This window comes from Burkholderiaceae bacterium DAT-1 (genome assembly GCA_019084025.1).
Lineage (GTDB): Bacteria > Pseudomonadota > Gammaproteobacteria > Burkholderiales > Chitinimonadaceae > DAT-1.
Genome location: JAHRBI010000003.1, coordinates 513,165 through 532,521, shown reverse-complemented (window position 1 = coordinate 532,521; position 19,357 = coordinate 513,165). Strand labels below are relative to the sequence as shown.

General features: G+C 55.9%; 18 protein-coding genes and 3 tRNA genes. 10 read left to right on the top strand and 11 right to left on the bottom strand.

The genetic code is table 11. From position 1 onward, the window contains the following. Window positions 1-131: 131 nt before the first annotated feature. Entirely contained in the window at window positions 132-452 is a 321-nt protein-coding gene (locus KSF73_08390; GenBank protein ID MBV1775734.1) for an H-NS histone family protein, read from the top strand. 158 nt (window positions 453-610) lie between these two features. On the opposite strand, the gene KSF73_08385 is transcribed toward KSF73_08390, so the two are convergent. The 3 genes from KSF73_08385 to KSF73_08375 all read right to left on the bottom strand — a co-directional run bounded on the left by KSF73_08385 (window position 611) and on the right by KSF73_08375 (window position 877). Next, window positions 611-686: transfer RNA gene (locus KSF73_08385), tRNA-Lys, on the bottom strand. A gap of 35 nt (window positions 687-721) precedes the next feature. Further along, window positions 722-794: transfer RNA gene (locus tag KSF73_08380), tRNA-Lys, on the bottom strand. 7 nt (window positions 795-801) lie between these two features. Then, window positions 802-877, bottom strand: a tRNA-Lys gene (locus KSF73_08375). Window positions 878-1,062: 185 nt separating this feature from the next. Between KSF73_08375 and KSF73_08370 the strand changes: the two genes are divergently transcribed. The 3 genes from KSF73_08370 to KSF73_08360 all read left to right on the top strand — a co-directional run bounded on the left by KSF73_08370 (window position 1,063) and on the right by KSF73_08360 (window position 2,571). Then, on the top strand, window positions 1,063-1,482 hold the full coding sequence (locus tag KSF73_08370) for a VOC family protein (GenBank protein ID MBV1775733.1): 420 nt from the start codon (window positions 1,063-1,065) through the stop codon (window positions 1,480-1,482). Window positions 1,483-1,561: 79 nt separating this feature from the next. Then, on the top strand, window positions 1,562-2,359 hold the full coding sequence (locus KSF73_08365) for a tRNA threonylcarbamoyladenosine dehydratase (protein ID MBV1775732.1): 798 nt from the start codon (window positions 1,562-1,564) through the stop codon (window positions 2,357-2,359). Then, window positions 2,356-2,571 carry an RNA-binding S4 domain-containing protein gene (locus tag KSF73_08360; protein MBV1775731.1) on the top strand — a complete coding sequence of 72 codons (216 nt, stop codon included), beginning with the start codon at window positions 2,356-2,358 and terminating at the stop codon, window positions 2,569-2,571. Before KSF73_08365 ends, KSF73_08360 begins: the two co-directional genes overlap by 4 nt. Here the strand turns inward: KSF73_08360 and KSF73_08355 are convergent. The 8 genes from KSF73_08355 to KSF73_08320 all read right to left on the bottom strand — a co-directional run bounded on the left by KSF73_08355 (window position 2,568) and on the right by KSF73_08320 (window position 12,818). Continuing rightward, the gene (locus KSF73_08355; protein ID MBV1775730.1) at window positions 2,568-3,278 is read right to left on the bottom strand and encodes a 16S rRNA pseudouridine(516) synthase; all 711 of its coding nucleotides are present in this window, start codon (window positions 3,276-3,278) and stop codon (window positions 2,568-2,570) included. The genes KSF73_08360 and KSF73_08355 overlap by 4 nt on opposite strands. A 17-nt stretch (window positions 3,279-3,295) precedes the next feature. Then, window positions 3,296-4,180, bottom strand: a complete 885-nt coding sequence (locus KSF73_08350; GenBank protein MBV1775729.1) for a tyrosine recombinase XerC — start codon at window positions 4,178-4,180, stop codon at window positions 3,296-3,298. Continuing rightward, entirely contained in the window at window positions 4,180-4,830 is a 651-nt protein-coding gene (locus KSF73_08345; protein MBV1775728.1) for a DUF484 family protein, read from the bottom strand. Before KSF73_08345 ends, KSF73_08350 begins: the two co-directional genes overlap by 1 nt. Before the next feature lie 52 nt (window positions 4,831-4,882). Further along, window positions 4,883-7,492, bottom strand: coding sequence for an EAL domain-containing protein (locus KSF73_08340; GenBank protein ID MBV1775727.1), 2,610 nt, complete (start codon window positions 7,490-7,492; stop codon window positions 4,883-4,885). 244 nt (window positions 7,493-7,736) lie between these two features. Further along, window positions 7,737-10,028: a type I DNA topoisomerase gene (topA, locus tag KSF73_08335; protein MBV1775726.1), complete on the bottom strand. Its 2,292-nt coding sequence runs from the start codon at window positions 10,026-10,028 to the stop codon at window positions 7,737-7,739. 137 nt (window positions 10,029-10,165) lie between these two features. Continuing rightward, window positions 10,166-10,621, bottom strand: coding sequence for a DUF494 domain-containing protein (locus KSF73_08330; protein ID MBV1775725.1), 456 nt, complete (start codon window positions 10,619-10,621; stop codon window positions 10,166-10,168). Between the two features lie 15 nt (window positions 10,622-10,636). After that, the gene (dprA, locus tag KSF73_08325) at window positions 10,637-11,749 is read right to left on the bottom strand and encodes a DNA-processing protein DprA (GenBank protein MBV1775724.1); all 1,113 of its coding nucleotides are present in this window, start codon (window positions 11,747-11,749) and stop codon (window positions 10,637-10,639) included. Further along, window positions 11,730-12,818, bottom strand: a complete 1,089-nt coding sequence (locus KSF73_08320; protein MBV1775723.1) for a LysM peptidoglycan-binding domain-containing protein — start codon at window positions 12,816-12,818, stop codon at window positions 11,730-11,732. Before KSF73_08320 ends, dprA begins: the two co-directional genes overlap by 20 nt. A 110-nt stretch (window positions 12,819-12,928) precedes the next feature. On the opposite strand from KSF73_08320, the gene def reads away from it, so the two are divergent. From def to KSF73_08290, 6 genes are all read left to right on the top strand, one after another. Next, window positions 12,929-13,432, top strand: coding sequence for a peptide deformylase (gene def / locus KSF73_08315; protein ID MBV1775722.1), 504 nt, complete (start codon window positions 12,929-12,931; stop codon window positions 13,430-13,432). Window positions 13,433-13,442: 10 nt separating this feature from the next. Next, on the top strand, window positions 13,443-14,375 hold the full coding sequence (gene fmt / locus KSF73_08310) for a methionyl-tRNA formyltransferase (GenBank protein ID MBV1775721.1): 933 nt from the start codon (window positions 13,443-13,445) through the stop codon (window positions 14,373-14,375). A 65-nt stretch (window positions 14,376-14,440) separates the two neighbouring features. Continuing rightward, window positions 14,441-15,304, top strand: coding sequence for a zinc metalloprotease HtpX (gene htpX, locus KSF73_08305; protein MBV1775720.1), 864 nt, complete (start codon window positions 14,441-14,443; stop codon window positions 15,302-15,304). Between the two features lie 49 nt (window positions 15,305-15,353). After that, the gene (rsmB, locus tag KSF73_08300; GenBank protein MBV1775719.1) at window positions 15,354-16,625 is read left to right on the top strand and encodes a 16S rRNA (cytosine(967)-C(5))-methyltransferase RsmB; all 1,272 of its coding nucleotides are present in this window, start codon (window positions 15,354-15,356) and stop codon (window positions 16,623-16,625) included. Continuing rightward, complete coding sequence (locus KSF73_08295) at window positions 16,612-17,193, top strand: DUF4390 domain-containing protein (protein MBV1775718.1); 582 nt, start codon at window positions 16,612-16,614, stop codon at window positions 17,191-17,193. The genes rsmB and KSF73_08295 overlap by 14 nt, the downstream gene beginning before the upstream one ends. A 12-nt stretch (window positions 17,194-17,205) precedes the next feature. After that, window positions 17,206-19,335 carry a HAMP domain-containing protein gene (locus KSF73_08290; protein ID MBV1775717.1) on the top strand — a complete coding sequence of 710 codons (2,130 nt, stop codon included), beginning with the start codon at window positions 17,206-17,208 and terminating at the stop codon, window positions 19,333-19,335. Window positions 19,336-19,357: the final 22 nt, after the last annotated feature.

Below are 19,357 nucleotides of genomic sequence, written 5' to 3'. Positions count from 1 at the left end.
GAGAGGGCAGATTTACTCAATACAAAAATATGAAGTAAAGAGATTCAATATTGCCCTTGAAATTATTCTTTATTCCAATAATAATTGGACAGTATTCATTCCATGCCCACAGGCTCCATCGGAGATAAATGATGATTGATTTTTCTGCTTTCACACTGCCACAACTGGCCCAACTGCAAAAAGACCTCGAGCGCGAAGTTGAGCGCCGCAAGGTTGAAGACCGCAAGCAAACTCTGGCTGAACTGCAACGTCTGGCAGCTGAGCGCGGCTTCACACTGGCAGATCTGGTGACCGAAACTTCCGCCAAGCGCGGCAGCAAGCGTGGCACCGTGGCAGCTCAATTCCGCAACCCGGCCAATCCAGAACAAACCTGGACCGGTCGTGGCCGCAAGCCACAGTGGGTTGCCGATCATCTGGAAAATGGCGGCTCCATCGATACACTGCGCATCTAAGGCAGACATCGGCACACGTCTGCCGAATGAAAAGAGGAGGCATACGCCTCCTTTTTTATTGAAATCGCATCATACAGTCAGACAAGTAAGCTTCATTTACCTGCACGATTCGATAGATATGAAAAACCCGCAGACTTTCATCTGCGGGTTTTAAAATTTGGTGGGGCGTCACAGATTCGAACTGTGGACCTACGGATTAAGAGTCCGCTGCTCTACCAACTGAGCTAACGCCCCGGATATGTGTATCAGATACACATATCTAGCATTTGTGGGTTGTCACAGATTCGAACTGTGGACCTACGGATTAAGAGTCCGCTGCTCTACCAACTGAGCTAACAACCCGTTTCCCTGGTGGGTCGTGCGGGACTCGAACCTGCGACCAACGGATTAAAAGTCCGCTGCTCTACCGACTGAGCTAACGACCCGGGGAAGACGAGCATTATAAGTCTCCTGCACAATTCGTCAATAGCTTCCACACAATTTTCTGTTCGAAGGACTTGCAAGTTCACCATTCAGCCTTACCATATCTACCCAGTAAAGCAGCTAACCACGCCACTTTCATGTACTTTTTCCGGCCATCTGCCGAATGGTGGCCCGACAGGAGATTTTCATGCGCTATCTGCATACTATGGTTCGAGTCACTGATCTGGATGCATCCATCCGGTTCTATCGCGATGCACTCGGCCTCGAACTGACGCGTCGCAAAGATTATGAGGCCGGTCGCTTTACGCTGGTTTACCTGGCAGCCCCCGGCCAGCCTGACGCAGAACTGGAATTGACCTGGAACTGGGATCCGGAGGTGTACACCGGCGGCCGCAACTTTGGTCATTTGGCTTATGAAGTGGATGATATTCACGCCTACTGCCAGCATTTGATGGATCGCGGCATCCTGATTAACCGCCCACCACGTGATGGACGCATGGCCTTTGTTCGCTCGCCGGATGGCATCTCGATCGAATTGTTGCAAAAAGGCGAGGCACTGGCACCGGTTGAGCCATGGGTATCCATGCCGAATACCGGTAGCTGGTAGTCATTCGGATAGCATCGGACAAACCGTGCAGCCTTGCTTTGCATTGCAGGGTAAAATGCGCCTTTTGCCCGATGCCCCCATGGAAGCCATGACTTCGCCAACCGATCCATCCGCACTTGATTATGAACGCCGATTTGGTGGTGTTGCACGCCTGTATGGTGACGTTGGCTTGCATGCGTTTGCATCCGCACATGTATGCGTCATCGGGATCGGAGGCGTCGGCAGCTGGGCCGCTGAAGCGCTGGCACGGAGTGCAGTCGGACAGATTACGCTGATTGATCTGGATCACATTGCACCCAGCAACATCAATCGTCAGCTGCATGCCCTGAGCGATACGCTGGGCGCTGCCAAAGTTACGGCAATGGCCGATCGCATTCGCGCGATCAATCCGCGCGTTCAAGTGCATGAGGTCGACGATTTTCTGACACAGGACAATCTGGCTAGTCTGATTGATCGCAGATTTGACGTGGTGATCGACTGCATGGATCAATTGCGGGTGAAATCGGCGCTGGTTGCGCATTGCAAGCGCCAGCGCATCCCGCTACTCGTATCGGGCGGAGCGGGCGGCAGAATGGATCCGACCCGCATTGCCAGTGGCGACATCGCCCAGAGTCAGGGTGATGCACTACTGTCCAAACTACGTGCCGATTTGCGCCGCAATTATGGTTTTCCGCGCGACGGGAAACGCTTCGGTATCGAATGCGTGTTCTCGGAAGAACAGATTGTCAGGCCAGCAGCGGCCTGTGCGCCTGCGTCGGGCGCTGCACTCAATTGCGCGGGCTATGGCTCTGCCGTGGTGGTCACTGCCACGTTCGGCATGACGCTGGCGGCACGCGCATTCAATATCCTCATCAGACATCAAGGAAAAGCCAAATGAATCACGAATTCGAACTGAACGGGGAGTTCATCACCCTCGACAGCCTGATCAAGGCACTGGGCTTGGCCCAAAGCGGCGGCGCAGCAAAGCAAATGGTTGCAGATGGTCTGGTGCAGGTCGATGGACAGATCGAGCTGCGCAAAACATGCAAGATCCGCGCAGGCCAAGTAGTGAAACTGGCCGAAGACGTGATTCGCGTAGTGCAGGGCTAATTCCGCAATTTCGCCAGCTGTTCGGCACTCAGTACACACCATTCGCCCGCTGCCAGTGCAGGCAAATCGGCCAGAGACAATCCGCCCATGGCCTCGCGGTGCAGGCCTTCTACGCGATTGCCTGCCGCTGCAACCATTCGCTTCACCTGATGATATTTGCCCTGATCTATCGTCATCAGGATTTCCAGCGCTCCCGTTTGCTGCACACTTAACGCCGCCAGCGGGGCATCTTCATCGTGTAGCAGCACACCAGCCAGCAGCGCTGCAATCATGTCGGCATGTGCAGCATGTTTGAGCGTCACCCGGTAGGTTTTGGGGACATGGCGCTTGGGTGAGGCTAAAGCGTGATTCAGAGCGCCATCATCCGTCAGCAAGAGCAGTCCAGTCGTATCGGCATCCAGTCGGCCAATAGGCTGCACGCCTCGCTCGACGAGAAAGCCCGGCAGACAGCTGAATACCGAGGCATGGTGTTGCGGCGAGCGTGAGCATTCAACATTGACAGGCTTATTCAGGGCAATGCAGATCGTGTCACTACACACCCAATCGATCTCGTCCACACAAATGCGGAGTCCACTCAAGTCAAACCGGGCAGAGGGCTCATCACATATTTCATCCTCCACCTGCACGCAGCCTGACTGAATGATCTGGCGGCAGGCCTTGCGGCTACCGAATCCCTGCGACTGGAGGATGCGTTCGAGTGGCGTCATGTGAATACGATGGGTGATTACTTGTTGCGATGGGCGCGTGGATGGGCTGCATCATACACCGAGGCGAGATGCTGGAAATCGAGATGGGTGTAGACCTGCGTACTGGCGATGCTCGAATGACCCAGCAACTCTTGAGTGGCACGCAAATCCTGACTGGATTGCAGAAAGTGACTGGCACAGGCGTGGCGCAGCTTATGTGGATGCAGATGATCAGCCACACCCAGTTGCTTCCCCCAGGCATCGAGGCGCGCCTGTATCGAGCGGACGCTCAGACGTGCGCCTTGCTGCGACAAAAACACCGCCCCAATCGTTCCGGCACCCGGCAACAGGGATCGCACCGCAAGCCAGTCGGCCAAAGCTGTGCGTGCCTGCTCACCGACTGGCACCATGCGCGACTTGCCTCCTTTGCCAAGTACCTGCACCAATCGCAGCTCATCGTGGAAATCGGCAAGATCGAGCCGGACAAGTTCTGACACCCGTAATCCACCCGAGTAGATCAACTCGAACGCCGCACGGTCTCGTAGCGCCAGCGTATCGTCATCCGGCATCGCATCAAGAAACTGCTGGGTCGCATCCGGACCAAGCGGATGCGGCAATTTGCGTGCACGCCTGGGCGCGCGCACAGCTTCAAAGGGGTTGGCACTGAGTTCACCGCATTGCAGTAGATACCGGCAACACACTCGCCACGCAGACAGACGTCGCGCACTGGAGGCCGGATCATCACCGCGTGCATGCAGCTTGCGCACCAGGCCACGCGCTACTCTGGCATCGACCTGTGCCAGCGAGAGCGGTGCGATCAGGTCTGCCAGGAGGCGCATATCCGCAAGATAGGCTGCGCGCGTTGCTTCAGATTGCGTATGCTCGGCCTGAAGCCACTGCTCGATACGTGCTATCCAGGGCATCAGCGCGACAGAAAGCGACCAATCGCCGCAGAGGCCAGTTCACCGATACGCGCCAGATACAGCGTGCCCATTTCCGGATGGAAACGCTGCGGATCTTCGGATGACATGATCAGCAAACCGAACGGCGTATCACTGCGCAAGGCAACCTGCGCCCAGCTGCGCAGGCTGGGTGCAACCTCACCCATGAATGTCGCGACTTCATCGGTGACATAATGGCCACAGTAGGGCTCAGGCAGGCTTTGCGCCAGCACTTTGACTTCATCACTGACGGCATGAAAGGCCTCAAGCGTGTCGTCCGGCTCTTCGCTCCACAAACGGATGGCGACGTGCGGCACATTGAAATGCGTCATCAGCTGATCTTCGAGCACGCCCAGCACGGCGGCCAGATCACGTGCATTCAGCAAGGACAGCGACAGTTGGTGCACTTTGTCGCCGATCTGGTCGTTCTCTTCGCCGAATTGCAGCAACTCGCCGAGCTTGCTTTCAAATACGCGACTCCGTTCGCGCAAGGCCAGAATCTGGCGCTCGGCCAGTGGAATGGCTCGCCCCCCGTGCGGATGCGGCACAAAAATATCCGCAATCAAGTCTGCATATTCTTCGAAAAAATCCGGATTTTTCTGTAAAAACTGCGCTACGTCTGCCGATTGCATTCGGTACTCCGCTCGATATCAATTGGGGCGACGCGAAACAGGATCGCGACGACTAGATAGCGACGGCTTCTGCCCCAAGTTCTAGAAATAATTCGCACATGCTGGCCGCAACAGGCTCACTAAAGTGGAAACCCTGCATCTTCTCGACGCCCAGCCCTTGCAGAAAGGCCACATCAACCTGTGATTCGACGCCTTCAACCACCACTTCCAAGCCCAGCGCATGCCCCATTTGTACAATGGCCTGCATGATACGCCGTCCGGCCTCGGTATTGAGTCGCGAGGTAAAGGATAAATCGACTTTCAGCATATCGATTGGCATGTCATGCAATTGCGACAGCGACGAATACCCGGTGCCGAAATCATCAATCGCGATCAGGAAACCCGCATCATGAAGCAAGCTAAGATGCCTGGTTTGCCGGGCATAATCAGTCAGTGCAAGGCTTTCTGTCACTTCGATAATGATATCGCCCGGCACTAATCCATTTTCGGTGACCTGATCGATCAGATTCCGGACAAAATGTGGTGAAAAAAGTAGATTACGGGAGACATTGAGCGCCAGTCGCTGAGTAAAACCCCGATCTCGCCATTGGCGCAGCATGGCAATGGCCTGCACGGTAACCTGTTCGGACAACTCTTGAATCAGGCCCAACTTTTCTGCCATCGGAATAAATACTTGCGGCGTAATCCAGCCACTTACATCATGCCAGCGCACCAGTGCTTCAACCGAGGAAACTTTACCTGTCCGCGCATTGATAATGGGCTGGTAAAAGACGCGTAACTCATTTTCTTGCACAGCACGATTCAGACGGGTCTGAATCGCCATATGCTCGCGACCCATTGTTTTCAGATTCAATACGTCACTGAAAAACTGAACATTATTTCGTCCGGAGGCCTTAGCGTGATACATGGTGCTATCCGCTGCCGTCATTAAAGCTTCACCGGTATCCGCATTATCCGGATAAATTGCCATGCCGATGGAAATGGTCGGACGCATTTCCAGACCATCAATCATCACACCTTTTCGGGCAATTTCACGTAGACGCTCGGCAATCTGCATTAGCACATCGGTATCATCGATATCGGGAATCAAGACGACAAATTCGTCCCCGCCCCAGCGCGCCAGAATATCTTCTTCCCGCAAGACGCTTTTCAGCTGACCCGCGACCGTGATCAAGGCACGATCACCCGCGTGATGGCCAAAAGCATCGTTGATCTGCTTAAAGTGATCCAGATCGATAAAGCCAAGCGCCACCCGAGTACCATTTCGCTTGGCACGGGTGAGCGACTGATGCAGGACATCATCCAACAACATGCGATTTGGGAGGCCAGTGAGTCCGTCATACAGCGCCAGCCGCATAATATGGCGTTCGTGCAGATGAGCCACGGTCACATCACGCAACACACCGCGCAGACTGATAATCTGTCCATTCACGTCCACACTGGCAATGAGACGGGCTTCCAGCCACAACGGTTCAGCATCGCCCCGCAGCAGGCGGAAACGCTGCACTACCAGCGGACGGCCATCGGCCACCCCCAGCAGGGAACGCTTGAGCAAGTCACGTTCGTCTTCGTGTACAAACTCCAATAAATTGCGGCCCACATCGCTTTCGGGCGTCTCCGCTCCCGCGCTGCGCAAGGTTGTCCAGGCTGCTGAGGCATGCACAAGGGTACCATCCGGACTTAAATCCACGATGGCCTCTTCCAAGAGGTTCAGCGTTTCCACCATCACTCGACGGCGGGCATCCTCATGCAACCATTCAGTCGCATCCCGCGCCAGCACGATCAGATGTGACTCTCCGCCTTCGGCACTCGGTATTCGCTCCAGACGGCAAATAAAGTGCGCCTTTTTGCCACTCGACTCCAGCGCAAACCGCATTTGCACCGGACCAGCTCCCTCAAACACCCGCTTGCCCGCTTCCATAATGGCTACCACAGTCGCATCGGGCAGACATTCACTCAGCGCATTACCGGGTCGCGCACCGGGAGGAAGGGCAGGGTGTACAGACCAGACATTGATGATCAGTCCGGTTTGATCCAGCTCGAACACAATATCTTCGGTGGCACCAACCAGTGCTTTCAGACGAATTTCATTGGAATGCAGTCGTTCCTGATTTTCCTGTTTCACCAGTGCCAGCGACAGATAATTGGCAAGGTTTGACATCAGGCGGCCTTCAGACTTATGGCGCTGTCTCATGCGGTCGAAATGAATCAGCGCAAGGAAGCCGATCAAATCGCCATCATCAAGCAGAGGCACGCAAGTGAGCTGTTCGCCACGCACATGGTCGACAAACTCTGCGAGATCGGATGGCAGCTCATGACGGGAACGGGTCACAATCAAACCAGCAGACAACGCGTCATGGAGATCTGGATATCGAGCGTAATCAACCCACTTAAGCTCTTGGACTTCAAGATCATGCAATTCAGATGTACGCCACACTGACAGACGCTCAGCCCGTGTCCCTGCACTGCGACTACGATAGAGCGAGGCCGTTGCAGCCTGAAACGCAGTCGCCACAGCACAGAGCGCCCGTGACAGTGACTCACTGCCGGGCTCTAGTAACACTGCGCTGGTGGCGTCCAGCAACTCGAGATAGTCAGGCGCAGGCCCGAGAACAGCATGTTCTCCGTGAGGCACTGCACGCTGTAAGTTCTTTGACGTCATGGCTCGTCCAGATTCAATCGAGCCCGGATCCCTCTCTTGCGTAACCTGACCAGCGGCGTTCAATAGGCCGACCAGCACCTACCGCCTGTTCATGGGGCATACGGATCGCATTCCCAATCGAATTGGCACGGTAGACGGGGCATCCGGACGGCCACACTTTACCACGCCCGGTGCGCTTACCAACCGCTTTATGCAAGAAGTCACAAGGGCTGTCGCGCCGAACGAGCCATCCGCCAGACGGTCTTTACTCTGGTTTCGGCATCAGTTCCGGCGGCGTCACTACCACGCTGTACCCACATTCCTTCTGCGGGCAGACCTTTTCAAGGCCGCGACGTTTGGTCGTCTTCATGGTCAGCACCGGCCAGTTGCACTGCGGACAGGTTTCAGCCACTGGCGGATTCCATGTTGCATACTTGCACTTGGGATAGGTGTTGCAGCTATAAAACAGCTTGCCGTACCGGCTCTTGCGTTCAATGAGCGTCCCCGCCTTGCACTCCGGACAAGTGACCCCGGTATCCTTCGGCTTTTCCAGCGGCTCGATGTGCTTGCACTTCGGATAGTTCGCACAGCCAATGAACTTGCCATAGCGACCAGACTTGATCACCAGCTGACCGCCATCATTCGGACAGAACCGCCCCTCCACAATCTGCGTGGCTTCTTCCGCCTTCTGTTCGGCGGTTTCATTCATGTCGCGTGTGTAATCGCATTCAGGGAAGCCCGAGCAACCGATAAAGCGGCCACGACGACCCAGACGGATGATCAGACCCTTACCGCACTTGGGGCAGGTCTCGTCAATCGCTTCGTGCGTCACATCGCTACGCTTCAGCGCCTGCTTTTCCTCGATCTGCTTGTGGAAACCTTTCCAGAACTCCTCCATCACCGGCACCCAGGCACGGTTACCGGCAGCAATTTCGTCCAGCTTGTCTTCGAGCTTGGCAGTGAAGTTGTAATCCACGTACTGGGTAAAGTGTTCGGTCAGAAATTTATTGACCACTTCACCCGTATCGGTCGGCAGGAAGCGTTTCTTGTCAAGGATCACGTATTCGCGATCCTTCAGCGTGGAGATGATGGAGGCATAGGTAGATGGACGACCAATACCGTGCTCTTCCAGCGCCTTCACCAGCGAGGCTTCCGAATATCGGGGCGGTGGCTGGGTAAAATGCTGCTCGCCATAGAGCTTGTCGACCGGCAGCTCATCACCCGCTTCCATCAGCGGCAACTTGGCGTCGTCCTCGCCCTCGACATCGTCGGCATCTTCCTGATATACCGCGATAAAGCCGGGGAACACCAGTACCTGACCGCTGGCACGGAACATGCCTTCACCCACGGCGATGTCTACGCCGGTGGTATCGAACTTGGCCGGCGCCATCTGGCTGGCCAGTGTCCGCTTCCACACCATGTCGTAGAGCTTGAATTGCTCGGCCGACAGGAAGGCCTTCACGGATTCCGGCGTACGCAGAATGGAGGTGGGACGAATCGCTTCGTGGGCCTCTTGTGCATTCTTGGACTTGTTCTTGTAGGTCACCGGATTGGCTGGCAGGTATTCCTTGTCGAACTGACCGCCAATGTAATCACGGATTTCGGCCACGGCCTCATTGGCCAGTGCCACCGAATCGGTACGCATATAGGTGATCAGACCGACTGTGCCCTGACCGACGTCAATCCCTTCGTACAGTTGCTGCGCGGTCCGCATGGTGCGGTCAGTCGTCATACCGAGCTTGCGCACAGCTTCCTGTTGCAGGGTGGACGTGGTGAACGGCGCGGCCGGACTACGGCTCTTGCGCTTTTTCTCGACATTGGCGACACGCGCCGGATGCCCATTGAGCGCAGCCACGATCTCGGCATGCACTGCATCAGTGGGAATGTCGAACTGTTCGAGCTTCTTGCCACGCCACTCATTGAGACGTGCCGAGAATTTCTGACGACCCTTGTGGCTATCGAAATGAATCGTCCAGTATTCCTGCTCGACAAAGGCACGGATTTCCAGCTCGCGCTCGCAGATCATGCGCAGAGCAGGGCTTTGTACCCGGCCAGCAGATAGACCTGTACGCACCTTGCGCCACAACAGCGGCGAAAGATTGAAACCGACCAGATAATCCAGCGCACTGCGTGCCTGCTGGGCGTTGACCAGATCGCCGTCAATATCGCGCGGATTGGCCACTGCTGCTTTCACGGCGGTTTCGGTGATTTCGTGGAACACCACGCGCTTGACGTTCTTTTCCTGCAGCACCTTTTTGTTGCGCAGGATTTCCAGCAAATGCCAGGAGATCGCTTCACCTTCGCGGTCCGGGTCAGTTGCCAGAAAGACGTTATCAACTTCTTTGACCGCATCGACAATCGCATCGACGTGCTTGGCATTCTTGGGAATGACCTGATACTTCATAGCAAAGCCGTTGTCGACATCGACAGAACCATCTTTGCGCACAAGGCCACGCACATGGCCGTAGCTGGCAAGGATATCGAATTCCTTGCCGAGGTATTTCTTGAGTGTCTTCGCTTTCGAGGGCGACTCGACAATCAGCAAACTGGTGGCCATGGGCTCTCCAACTGGGCCGGCACTTAACGGGCCAATTCATTTATCTGCCCGGATAATGTGTCCGGGCGAATTCAACATCCTGGGAAAACAATTGTGTGCATGAAGCAGATGACCTGTCGGCCAAACACAGCATGCCTCTAATGCATCAAAGGCTGTGCTTCAGCATAAAGCAATTCGTCGATCAGTAGATTGGCCAGATCGTCGCCCTGACGCCACAGTATCATCAAGGCCAAGCGCTTGATGGATTCAAGATCTATCTTGCGGGCGGGATTGGACATTAACCGATCAATCAGCATTTCACGCTGGGCGACAGACAGGGCATCGGTACTGGCCAGATAGTAGAAAAAGGCCTGCGCCTCTGCTGTCAGACAGTCAGCTTCATGCGGATGCAAAAGACGCGGTGACGTCGAGGTCACCAGATCGCGATACGGCGCATCATCAAGATGCTCCATCTCGCCCAGCCATTCCATGGCCTCGTCCACTTCTGCATCCTCGAAACCAGCGGCCAGCAGGCGGCGTGCCAGCGTGGCACGATCCGGACACTCGTCCGGGCTGTAATATTGTTCGAAGAGATAGGCGAGTACATCTAGCATGGCAAAGGGTTTCTGTCAGATCCTTTGGAAGCTGCCGCCGGGCAGACGTGCCACGTGTCCAGACAGTTCCAGTGTCAACAGGATCGCGTATGCGTCCTCAACCGTCAAGCGTGTACGATCACACAATGTATCGATATCTACCGGATCATATCCCAGCGCACCTAAGCAGCGTGCGGCTTCCGGGGTCAGTTCGGCGATATTGTCAGCAGGCTGCGGAGGCATTGAAGGTTTCAAGTCTTCGGTGATGTCGTCTGCGCGCTCTACCAGTTTTGCACCTTCGCGAATCAGCGCGTGGCACCCTCGCGATTGCGGCGCATGGATCGAGCCCGGAATCGCGAACACTTCGCGCCCCTGCTCGGCTGCTTGGCGTGCCGTAATGAGGGAACCACTACCCAGGGTCGCTTCTACCACCAGTACTCCAACCGACAAGCCGGAAATAATTCGATTGCGCCGAGGGAAATTACCCATGCGCCCGGGCGTACCCAGCGGGAACTCGGACACCAGAACGCCATGGGCAGCAATCTGGTGGGCCAATTGCAGATTACCGGCGGGATACACAATATCCAGACCCGTCCCGACCACAGCAACGGTCTTACCGTCACCCGCCAGCCCGCCACGATGGGCTGCAGAATCAATGCCTGCGGCCAGGCCGGATGTAATGGTAAGCCCTCGCTTTGCCAACTCTTCGGCAAATGCCTCCGCATTGGCCACACCTTGCGGCGTCGCATGCCGACTCCCTACCACGGCGATCTGCCGGGCAGACAATAAATCTACTCGGCCTTTGGCAAACAGCAGGGCAGGTGGATCTGCAATATCCAGCAATTGCTGCGGATAGGCAGTATCCGCCAGGGTGAGCAGATGATTGTCTGGTTGAGCCAGCCAACTTAAATGCCGCGCCAGTAAATCGCTTTCGCATCCTGCAAAAAAGGCGTTTAGCTGCTTGCTGTTAAGCAACCCCGACAAGCTGCTGCGACTCGCGCCGAGCGCAGCCTCGGGCGAACCAAACTGCTGCAGCAGCCGGATCAGCGTCTGACTGCCAATGCCCGGGATAAGCGCCAGCCTAAGCCACGACTCGGCATCGGCTGCGCTTGACACACACGGTGCCGGATCAAGGGTTTCGGACGTCATCACTCGGGCTAACCGCCTGAGATGCATCGAGTACCAGTGCGTAACTCACACGCGGGAAAACCCGGTAGACGAACAGATTGGCGACCTTTTCACCCGGCGCATACAGCACGGGATCTTTTTTGTTTTCGCGATTCAGTTCACGTGCTGCTTTGAAGACATTCAGGACGTGCCCCAGCTCCAGGCCGGCATTCGCACCGCGATTGATCACGATCGTGGAATATGTTCCCACATCACGACCGCCACCCAGCGCACTCAATACCTTGGCATCGATAGGACGCGAAGGCACATGCGGAACATAGCTTGGCAGGAGCCCATCTTCGCGGCGAACCAAGCGGTTGCCAATATTGATTTCCTGTACTGAGCGCGTCACCTTGAGGCCTGACACCGCACCCTTGAGCACAACCTGCAAATCACCCGTGTACTCAACCTCATAGCCCAGTACCTCGCCATTCACGGGATCTTTCAATTCACGACCACCACGGAAGGATTGCCACATCGACCCGACATCTGCCGATAAGCCCGACGCGTAGACCTTATCTCCCACCGAGAAGGAGAGATGATCGTCTGGCCCGAGTGCAACACGAGGAGCCGCCTCGAAAGCCTGGCGATCGATGACCATGGGGCGTGCAAGGAAAGGCTCAATTGCGTGAGCAGGAATCGTAGGCGCGGCCTGATCAGCAAACTGGGTAATCCGAATGCCGGGCGACACGCGATCATGCTTCAGCGCATCCCGCTTAATGTCGTTGCCGTCGTTTTTCAGCAATCGCAGATGCGGCTGCCCGCCTTCCATATCCATGACGATCACATCGCCCGGGAAAATCCAGTGGGGATTGGCAATTTCTTCCTTGTTCAGGTTCCAGATCTGCGGCCATTTCCACGGATCTTTCAGGAATTTCCCAGAAATTCCCCACAAGGTATCCCCTTTAACAACAACGTATCGCTCAGGCGCATTGTCCGCCAGGCGAATTTCATCTGCCTTTACCACACCGGCCGCCAGGCCAAGGGATATAATGGCAGCAGACAGCAGCGTGCGGCCAAAGCTTGGCCGTTTAAGCAGGGACATATGCATGATGTGATTCCTTGCCTGCCGAAAGAGGCAGTTTTCCGTATTTTATGCCGAGTGCATGGGAATTCCGAATTCGGATTCTGCATTCAAACAGTTTACTGTAGCAAGCAAACATGGCCATTCTGAACATTCTCCACTATCCCGATGAGCGATTGCATACAGTCGCCAAGCCCATTGACGTATTCGACGATGCTTTGCGCACACTGGTGGCCGACATGGCCGAAACCATGTACGCCGCGCCAGGCATAGGTCTCGCGGCGACACAGGTCGACGTGCACAAGCGCCTTGTCGTCATCGATGTCAGCGAAGACAAAACCGGCCTCATGGCACTCTGCAATCCTGTCATTGTGTCGCGTAATGGCGAATGCATGGCAGAGGAAGGGTGTTTATCCGTCCCGGGCATTTACGACGAAGTACCGCGCGCGGAAACTGTGGTCGTAGAAGCACAAGACGAATTCGGCAAAACACGCCGCATCGAAGCGGATGGTTTGCTGGCCATTTGCATCCAGCATGAAGTCGATCATCTGGATGGCAAAGTATTCGTAGAAAAGTTATCCAAATTGAAACTGAACCGGATTGTGCAGAAGCTGAAAAAGCAACAGCGCAAGACCATGTAAGGGACACCGGATGAAACTGATTTTTGCCGGCACCCCCGAATTTGCTGCCACCGCACTGGACGCCCTGATGCGCGCAGGCCACGAAATTGTCATGGTACTGACCCAACCGGATCGACCATCCGGTCGCGGGATGAAATTGACGCCCTCACCTGTCAAGCAACTGGCGCTCCAGCACAATCTGCCGGTTTATCAACCCGAAAAATTACGCACCGAAGAACAGCAGGCCCCCCTGCGGACACTCGACGTCGATGCCATAATCGTAGCCGCCTACGGCATTATCCTGCCGCAAGCCGTGCTGGATCTACCACGCCGTGGCTGTATCAACATTCACGCCAGCCTGCTCCCGCGCTGGCGCGGAGCGGCGCCCATTCATCGAGCCATCGAATCGGGCGATGCAGAAACTGGCATTACCATCATGCAGATGGATGCAGGACTGGATACAGGTGCCATGCTGTCCATGCATCGTCTGCCGATCGCCGCGGACGATACCACTGCCAGCCTGCATGACAAACTGGCCACACTCGGTGGCGACGCCATTGTGTCGACCCTGGCTCAGCTGAACCAGCTGAATGCCATCGCGCAACCAGCGGAGGGCGTGACCTATGCCGAGAAAATCCGCAAGGATGAGGCACACGTCGACTGGACACTGCCTGCCACGGTCATCGAACGTCGCCTACGCGCATTCAACCCGTTCCCGGCGCTTTGCAGCACCCTGAATGAGGAAACCATCAAATTCTGGCGTGGCACCCTGGTTCAGGGATCAGGCAAGCCCGGAGAAATCCTGTCTGCCGGACCTGAAGGCATTGTGGTGGCATGTGGCGAGGGTGCAATCAATCTCACAGAACTCCAACGTCCGGGTGGCAAACGCCTGAGTGCCTCGGCCTTGCTGACGGGGCTGCCACTGGTCGCAGGTATGCAGTTCTTTACGCTTTCCGCTGCTTGAAACTTTGCTGGCCCACCACGATCTCAACACAAGGAGATTGTGCCTTTGGGAAGGGACGCTGAATCATGTATGGAAACTGGATGAAAACGACGCTGCTGATGGCAGCGATTGTAGCCCTCTTTGGCACCGTGGGTGCCTTATTGGGTGGCCAGACTGGCATGCTGCTGGCCTTGTTGTTTGCAGGTGCAACCAATGTGTTTGCTTACTGGCATTCGGACGAGGTCGTCCTGCGCATGTACAACGCCCGAGAGGTCGATGCGCACAGCGCGCCCGAGTTTTATAGCATGGTGCAGGAACTCTCAGGCCGGGCGGGTCTACCCATGCCGCGTGTCTATGTGATTGACGAAGACCAGCCGAATGCCTTTGCAACGGGGCGAGACCCGGAACATGCGGCGGTTGCCGCCACCACCGGCATCATGCGCATGCTGACCTATCGCGAACTCCGCGGCGTAATGGCGCATGAACTGGCGCACGTTCGTCATCGTGACACCCTGATTTCGACGATTACCGCTACAGTAGCCGGTGCGATTGGTGCAATTGCACAGTTTGGCCTGTTTTTCTCAGGCGGAAACCGTGATGGCGAACGCACCAATCCGATTGTGGCCATTCTGATTGCAATCTTTGCACCGATGGCTGCCATGCTGATTCAGATGGCCATTTCGCGCTCACGAGAATTCGAGGCAGATGCCGGGGGCGCAGCCATCAGTGGCGATCCTCTGGCGCTGGCTGATGCACTGTACAAGATCGAACGCTATGCACAGGGTTTACCGATGCACGCCGCCGAACAGCACCCGGAAACCGCCCAGATGATGATCATCAATCCGCTCAGCGGAAGCGGCATGGCCGAGCTGTTCAGAACGCACCCATTAACGGAAGAACGCATTGCCCGCCTGCAGCAGATTGCACGCGGCGGCTTCCAATCATATTGAATCAGCTTGCACGGATACATACCGTGCAAGTGACCCTATCAGGACCTGTATGTACAAGACGCAGAAAATTGCCGGCGAAACCGTAGCCGCAGTACTCGCTGGCCGGAATCTGACCGATACGCTGAATACCGTGTGGCGCAAGGAAGCCGGATTGGAAGCCCGGCATCGCGGTGCCATTCAGGACATCAGCTACGGCACCCTGCGTCGATATGGCGAAATCAGTTTCATGCTGAAGCAACTGATTCAGCGGCAGGACATTGAGGCCCCGATTCATGCGCTGCTGGCGATTTCGACTTACCAGCTGGCCTGGGGGCGCTCGGCACCGCACGCAATTGTCGATTACGCAGTGAAGGTCGCCAGCCACATCAATGGCGGTCGCGCCAAAGGACTGGTAAACGGCGTGCTGCGCAATTTTCTGCGCCGCAAAGATGAGCTGATGCAAGCCGCCCACGCAAACCCGCACGCTCACTGGAATCACCCGGAATGGTGGATTGCCGCCATGCAGCGTGCCTGGCCGGATCACTGGGAACAGGTACTGACAGCCAACAACAGCCGACCGCCCATGACTTTGCGTGTGAATCTGCGCAAGAATTCACGCGAGGCCTATCTCGACGCGCTCAAAGCAGCTGACATTGCTGCAGAAGGCATCGGCACACAAGGCATTCGCCTGAAACAACCGGTTAGCGTAGACCAACTCCCCGGTTTCTTTGAAGGATTATGCTCGGTACAGGATGCAGGTGCGCAGTGGGCTGCACCTTTACTCAATCCTGCGCCGGGAAGCAGGGTGCTGGATGCATGTTGTGCGCCGGGCGGTAAAACCGGGCACCTGCTGGAATATGCAGATGTAGCGGTCACAGCACTGGACGTTGACGTACAGCGTTTGAATCGTGTACGCGAAAATCTCGATCGACTCGGTGTATCCGCCAAAGTGGTGCAAGGCGATGCAGCCAATCCATCACAGTGGTGGGATGGTCAGCCCTTCGATCACATCCTTGCAGACGTACCATGCTCGGCCACGGGTGTTACACGCCGTCATCCCGACATTAAATGGTTGCGCCGACCAGACGATTTTGCGCAATTCGCCACGCAACAGTCATCTATGCTGGATGCATTGTGGGGCTGCCTCAAACCCGGTGGTACACTCCTGTATGTGACGTGTTCGGTCTTTCCTGAGGAAAACGCACAACAGATCGAGGCATTTCTGTCGCGTACTCGCAACGCACGACAGATTTCGCTCAGCACGTCCCTGCCAAATAACGGGCAATTGCTGCCAGATTTACAACAAGATGGTTTTTATTACGCGCTGCTTGCCAAGGATTAACGTCAGAGGACTGCTGTCCCTGGCGATTTTCCTGTTGCTTGCATGCAGTGCATCGGCAGCCACCATCAAACTCAGTCAGGTGGGAAGCGCCCAGCGCGATGGGCGTTTCCTGATCGACGCGAGTTACCAGATCACACTGGATGATGTCCATGAGAACGCCTTGCAGTCTGGCGTTCCGCTTACATTTTCCATCAATTTCGTGTTGAATCAGCCTCGTTGGTACTGGGCAATGCGCCGCGTAGGCGACTGGTTCGAGCCAACCGCACATCTTGAAAAACGCCTGAGTTACCACGTGCTGACCAATACCTACCGGGTGGGCGTGGGTTCCCTTTATCAGAGTTACGATCGCCTGTCCGATGCCCTCGCGGCTGTTGGTGTCATCCGTGATTGGCAGGTGTTCGAACGCGGATTCCTGACACGTAAGCTGGATACCCGGATTGGCGGCGATATCGTCATGAAGCTGGATCTTGGCCGTTTACCCAAGCCCATGCAGGTATCCCTGTCCGATGACCCTCAATGGAAGCTAGAGTCTGACCGCTTCCATCTCGAATTTGCCGATAACCGATAGCCCGAGTTCACCATGCGGTCGATGCGCAATGTCTTTCTGGTTGTGGGTTCGCTCGCCGCCATCCTCTTATTCATGCTGGCAACGGCCAGTGGTGACAACAGAGTCTTTGAAACCCACTATCCGCGTCTGGTCTGGCTGAATGGATTAATGGTGCTGGCCCTGGGCGCCATGGTCGGCAATCGCCTGTGGCGACTGCGTCTGCAGGTTAAAGCGCGACTGTTTGGCTCACGGCTTGCCTGGCGGATGACGCTGATGTTTGCACTGGTGGCGATTCTGCCTGGTATTTTGCTGTACACGATGTCGGTGCAGTTTCTTACGAAGAGCATCGAGTCCTGGTTCGACCCACGTGTTGAAAGTGCGCTAGAGCGCGGGCTAACGCTTGGATCGATCGTATTAGATAACTCGTTGAAAGATTTGCGTCACAAGGCCGACATCATGGCGGAGGATATCGGCAATAAAACCAAGTCCGAAGCCTTGGTCACACTGACCCGTCTGCGCGAATACGACAATGTCCGCGAGGCCACCCTGTTTGATAGCAAGGGTCGGATCATTGTGGATGCCCGCGATGAGCTGGCGGCGCCCTTTCCTGAAGCACCAAGTGCCACGGAGCTTCGCCAGATTGCAGACCATATCCCGATCCAGCGAATCGTGAATGCCCCACCGTATGGTCTGGCGGCGCGGGTACTGGTACGCGTCGCTCCCGGCGGTTTTTTTGGTGAAGCACGCGTGCTGCAGCTGATTCAGCCCATTCCGCAAAAACTCGCGGCGGATACCCAGCTCGTGGAAGAAGTCCGTACCAGTTACAAAGCCCTCGAAGTCCAGCGGGATGGCCTGAAAAAGATGTTCGGCGAAACCCTGACGCTGGCTCTGTTGCTTGCACTGCTGGGTGCCGTTGTACTCGGCATGTATTTATCCGAGAAGCTCTCAGCGCCCCTTAACGTACTGGCAGCGGGAACACGTGCCGTGGCACAGGGCGACTTTTCACAGATGCAGCCCGTCGTCAGCCGCGACGAACTAGGGATTCTCACCCACAGCTTCAATCGCATGACCCGGCAGTTGGCCGATGCGCGTGCTCAGGTCGAGCGGCAGCAACGAGAACAATCTGCTGCGAAGGCGTATCTCGAAACAGTATTGGGTAACCTGACAGCAGGCGTACTGGCCTTTGACGAGCGCTGGCGGCTACGCAGCGGCAATATCAGCGCCGAGGGCATTTTGCATGCCAGTCTGGATGTCCTCACCAGCTTGCGTCTGTGGGAATGGCGCGAAGAGATTCCCCACTTGGAAGCGTTTGCCAATTGTATCCAGCAAGAGTTTGATGCCCAACGCGGCCAGTGGCTCAGGCAGGTCGAAATCTCGCATGATGCAGGTACGCGCATGCTGCTGCTACGCGGAACACAGCTTCCCGGTGATGCCGCAGGTGCCGTGGTGGTCTTTGATGATGTCACCGATCTACTGCGTGCCCAGCGCGATGCGGCCTGGGGTGAGGTGGCCAAACGGCTTGCACACGAGATCCGCAATCCACTGACACCTATCCAGCTGGCGGCGGAGCGCCTGGATTTCAAACTCGCTGAAAAACTCGAGCCCGCCGATGCCGATTTCCTGGGACGTTCGACCCGGACTATCGTGTCGCAAGTCGCTGCATTGAAAAAAATGGTGGATGCATTCCGTGAATATGCACGACAACCGGCCACTAAACTGGCGCCGCTTAACCTGAGCGAATTGCTGGATGAAGTGCTTGGACTATACGAAGAATCGTTAATAGTGCGTCATTTCCACAACACCGATCCAATCATGATTGTGGGTGATGCAACACTTCTGAGGCAGGTTGTACACAACTTACTGAAGAATGCACAAGAAGCTGTTGGCGAAAGTCCTGATGGACGGATTGTCATCCGTACCGAATCTGTGGCAAATTCGGTACGGTTGTCTGTTGAGGACAACGGCCCTGGCTTCGATGATGCAATATTGCAACGCATCTTTGAGCCTTACGCGACAACCAAGAAAAAGGGAACCGGATTGGGCCTGGCCATCGTCAAGAAGATTATCGACGAACATCACGGCCAGATTGCAGCCATGAATCTGGAACCACATGGCGCCGCGGTGCGCATCGACTTACCGGTCGCTGCATCGCAAGCCGCATAGTGTGTCAACGCAAGACCACGCT

Excerpts from the sequence above, each read along its gene's own strand:
- KSF73_08390 (MBV1775734.1), top strand. The coding sequence starts at position 132 with ATGATTGATTTTTCTGCTTTCACACTGCCACAACTGGCCCAACTGCAA.
- KSF73_08370 (MBV1775733.1), top strand. The coding sequence starts at position 1,063 with ATGCGCTATCTGCATACTATGGTTCGAGTCACTGATCTGGATGCATCC.
- KSF73_08365 (MBV1775732.1), top strand. The coding sequence starts at position 1,562 with ATGGAAGCCATGACTTCGCCAACCGATCCATCCGCACTTGATTATGAA.
- KSF73_08360 (MBV1775731.1), top strand. The coding sequence starts at position 2,356 with ATGAATCACGAATTCGAACTGAACGGGGAGTTCATCACCCTCGACAGC.
- KSF73_08355 (MBV1775730.1), bottom strand. The coding sequence starts at position 3,278 with ATGACGCCACTCGAACGCATCCTCCAGTCGCAGGGATTCGGTAGCCGC.
- KSF73_08350 (MBV1775729.1), bottom strand. The coding sequence starts at position 4,180 with ATGCCCTGGATAGCACGTATCGAGCAGTGGCTTCAGGCCGAGCATACG.
- KSF73_08345 (MBV1775728.1), bottom strand. The coding sequence starts at position 4,830 with ATGCAATCGGCAGACGTAGCGCAGTTTTTACAGAAAAATCCGGATTTT.
- KSF73_08340 (MBV1775727.1), bottom strand. The coding sequence starts at position 7,492 with ATGACGTCAAAGAACTTACAGCGTGCAGTGCCTCACGGAGAACATGCT.
- topA (MBV1775726.1), bottom strand. The coding sequence starts at position 10,028 with ATGGCCACCAGTTTGCTGATTGTCGAGTCGCCCTCGAAAGCGAAGACA.
- KSF73_08330 (MBV1775725.1), bottom strand. The coding sequence starts at position 10,621 with ATGCTAGATGTACTCGCCTATCTCTTCGAACAATATTACAGCCCGGAC.
- dprA (MBV1775724.1), bottom strand. The coding sequence starts at position 11,749 with ATGACGTCCGAAACCCTTGATCCGGCACCGTGTGTGTCAAGCGCAGCC.
- KSF73_08320 (MBV1775723.1), bottom strand. The coding sequence starts at position 12,818 with ATGCATATGTCCCTGCTTAAACGGCCAAGCTTTGGCCGCACGCTGCTG.
- def (MBV1775722.1), top strand. The coding sequence starts at position 12,929 with ATGGCCATTCTGAACATTCTCCACTATCCCGATGAGCGATTGCATACA.
- fmt (MBV1775721.1), top strand. The coding sequence starts at position 13,443 with ATGAAACTGATTTTTGCCGGCACCCCCGAATTTGCTGCCACCGCACTG.
- htpX (MBV1775720.1), top strand. The coding sequence starts at position 14,441 with ATGTATGGAAACTGGATGAAAACGACGCTGCTGATGGCAGCGATTGTA.
- rsmB (MBV1775719.1), top strand. The coding sequence starts at position 15,354 with ATGTACAAGACGCAGAAAATTGCCGGCGAAACCGTAGCCGCAGTACTC.
- KSF73_08290 (MBV1775717.1), top strand. The coding sequence starts at position 17,206 with ATGCGGTCGATGCGCAATGTCTTTCTGGTTGTGGGTTCGCTCGCCGCC.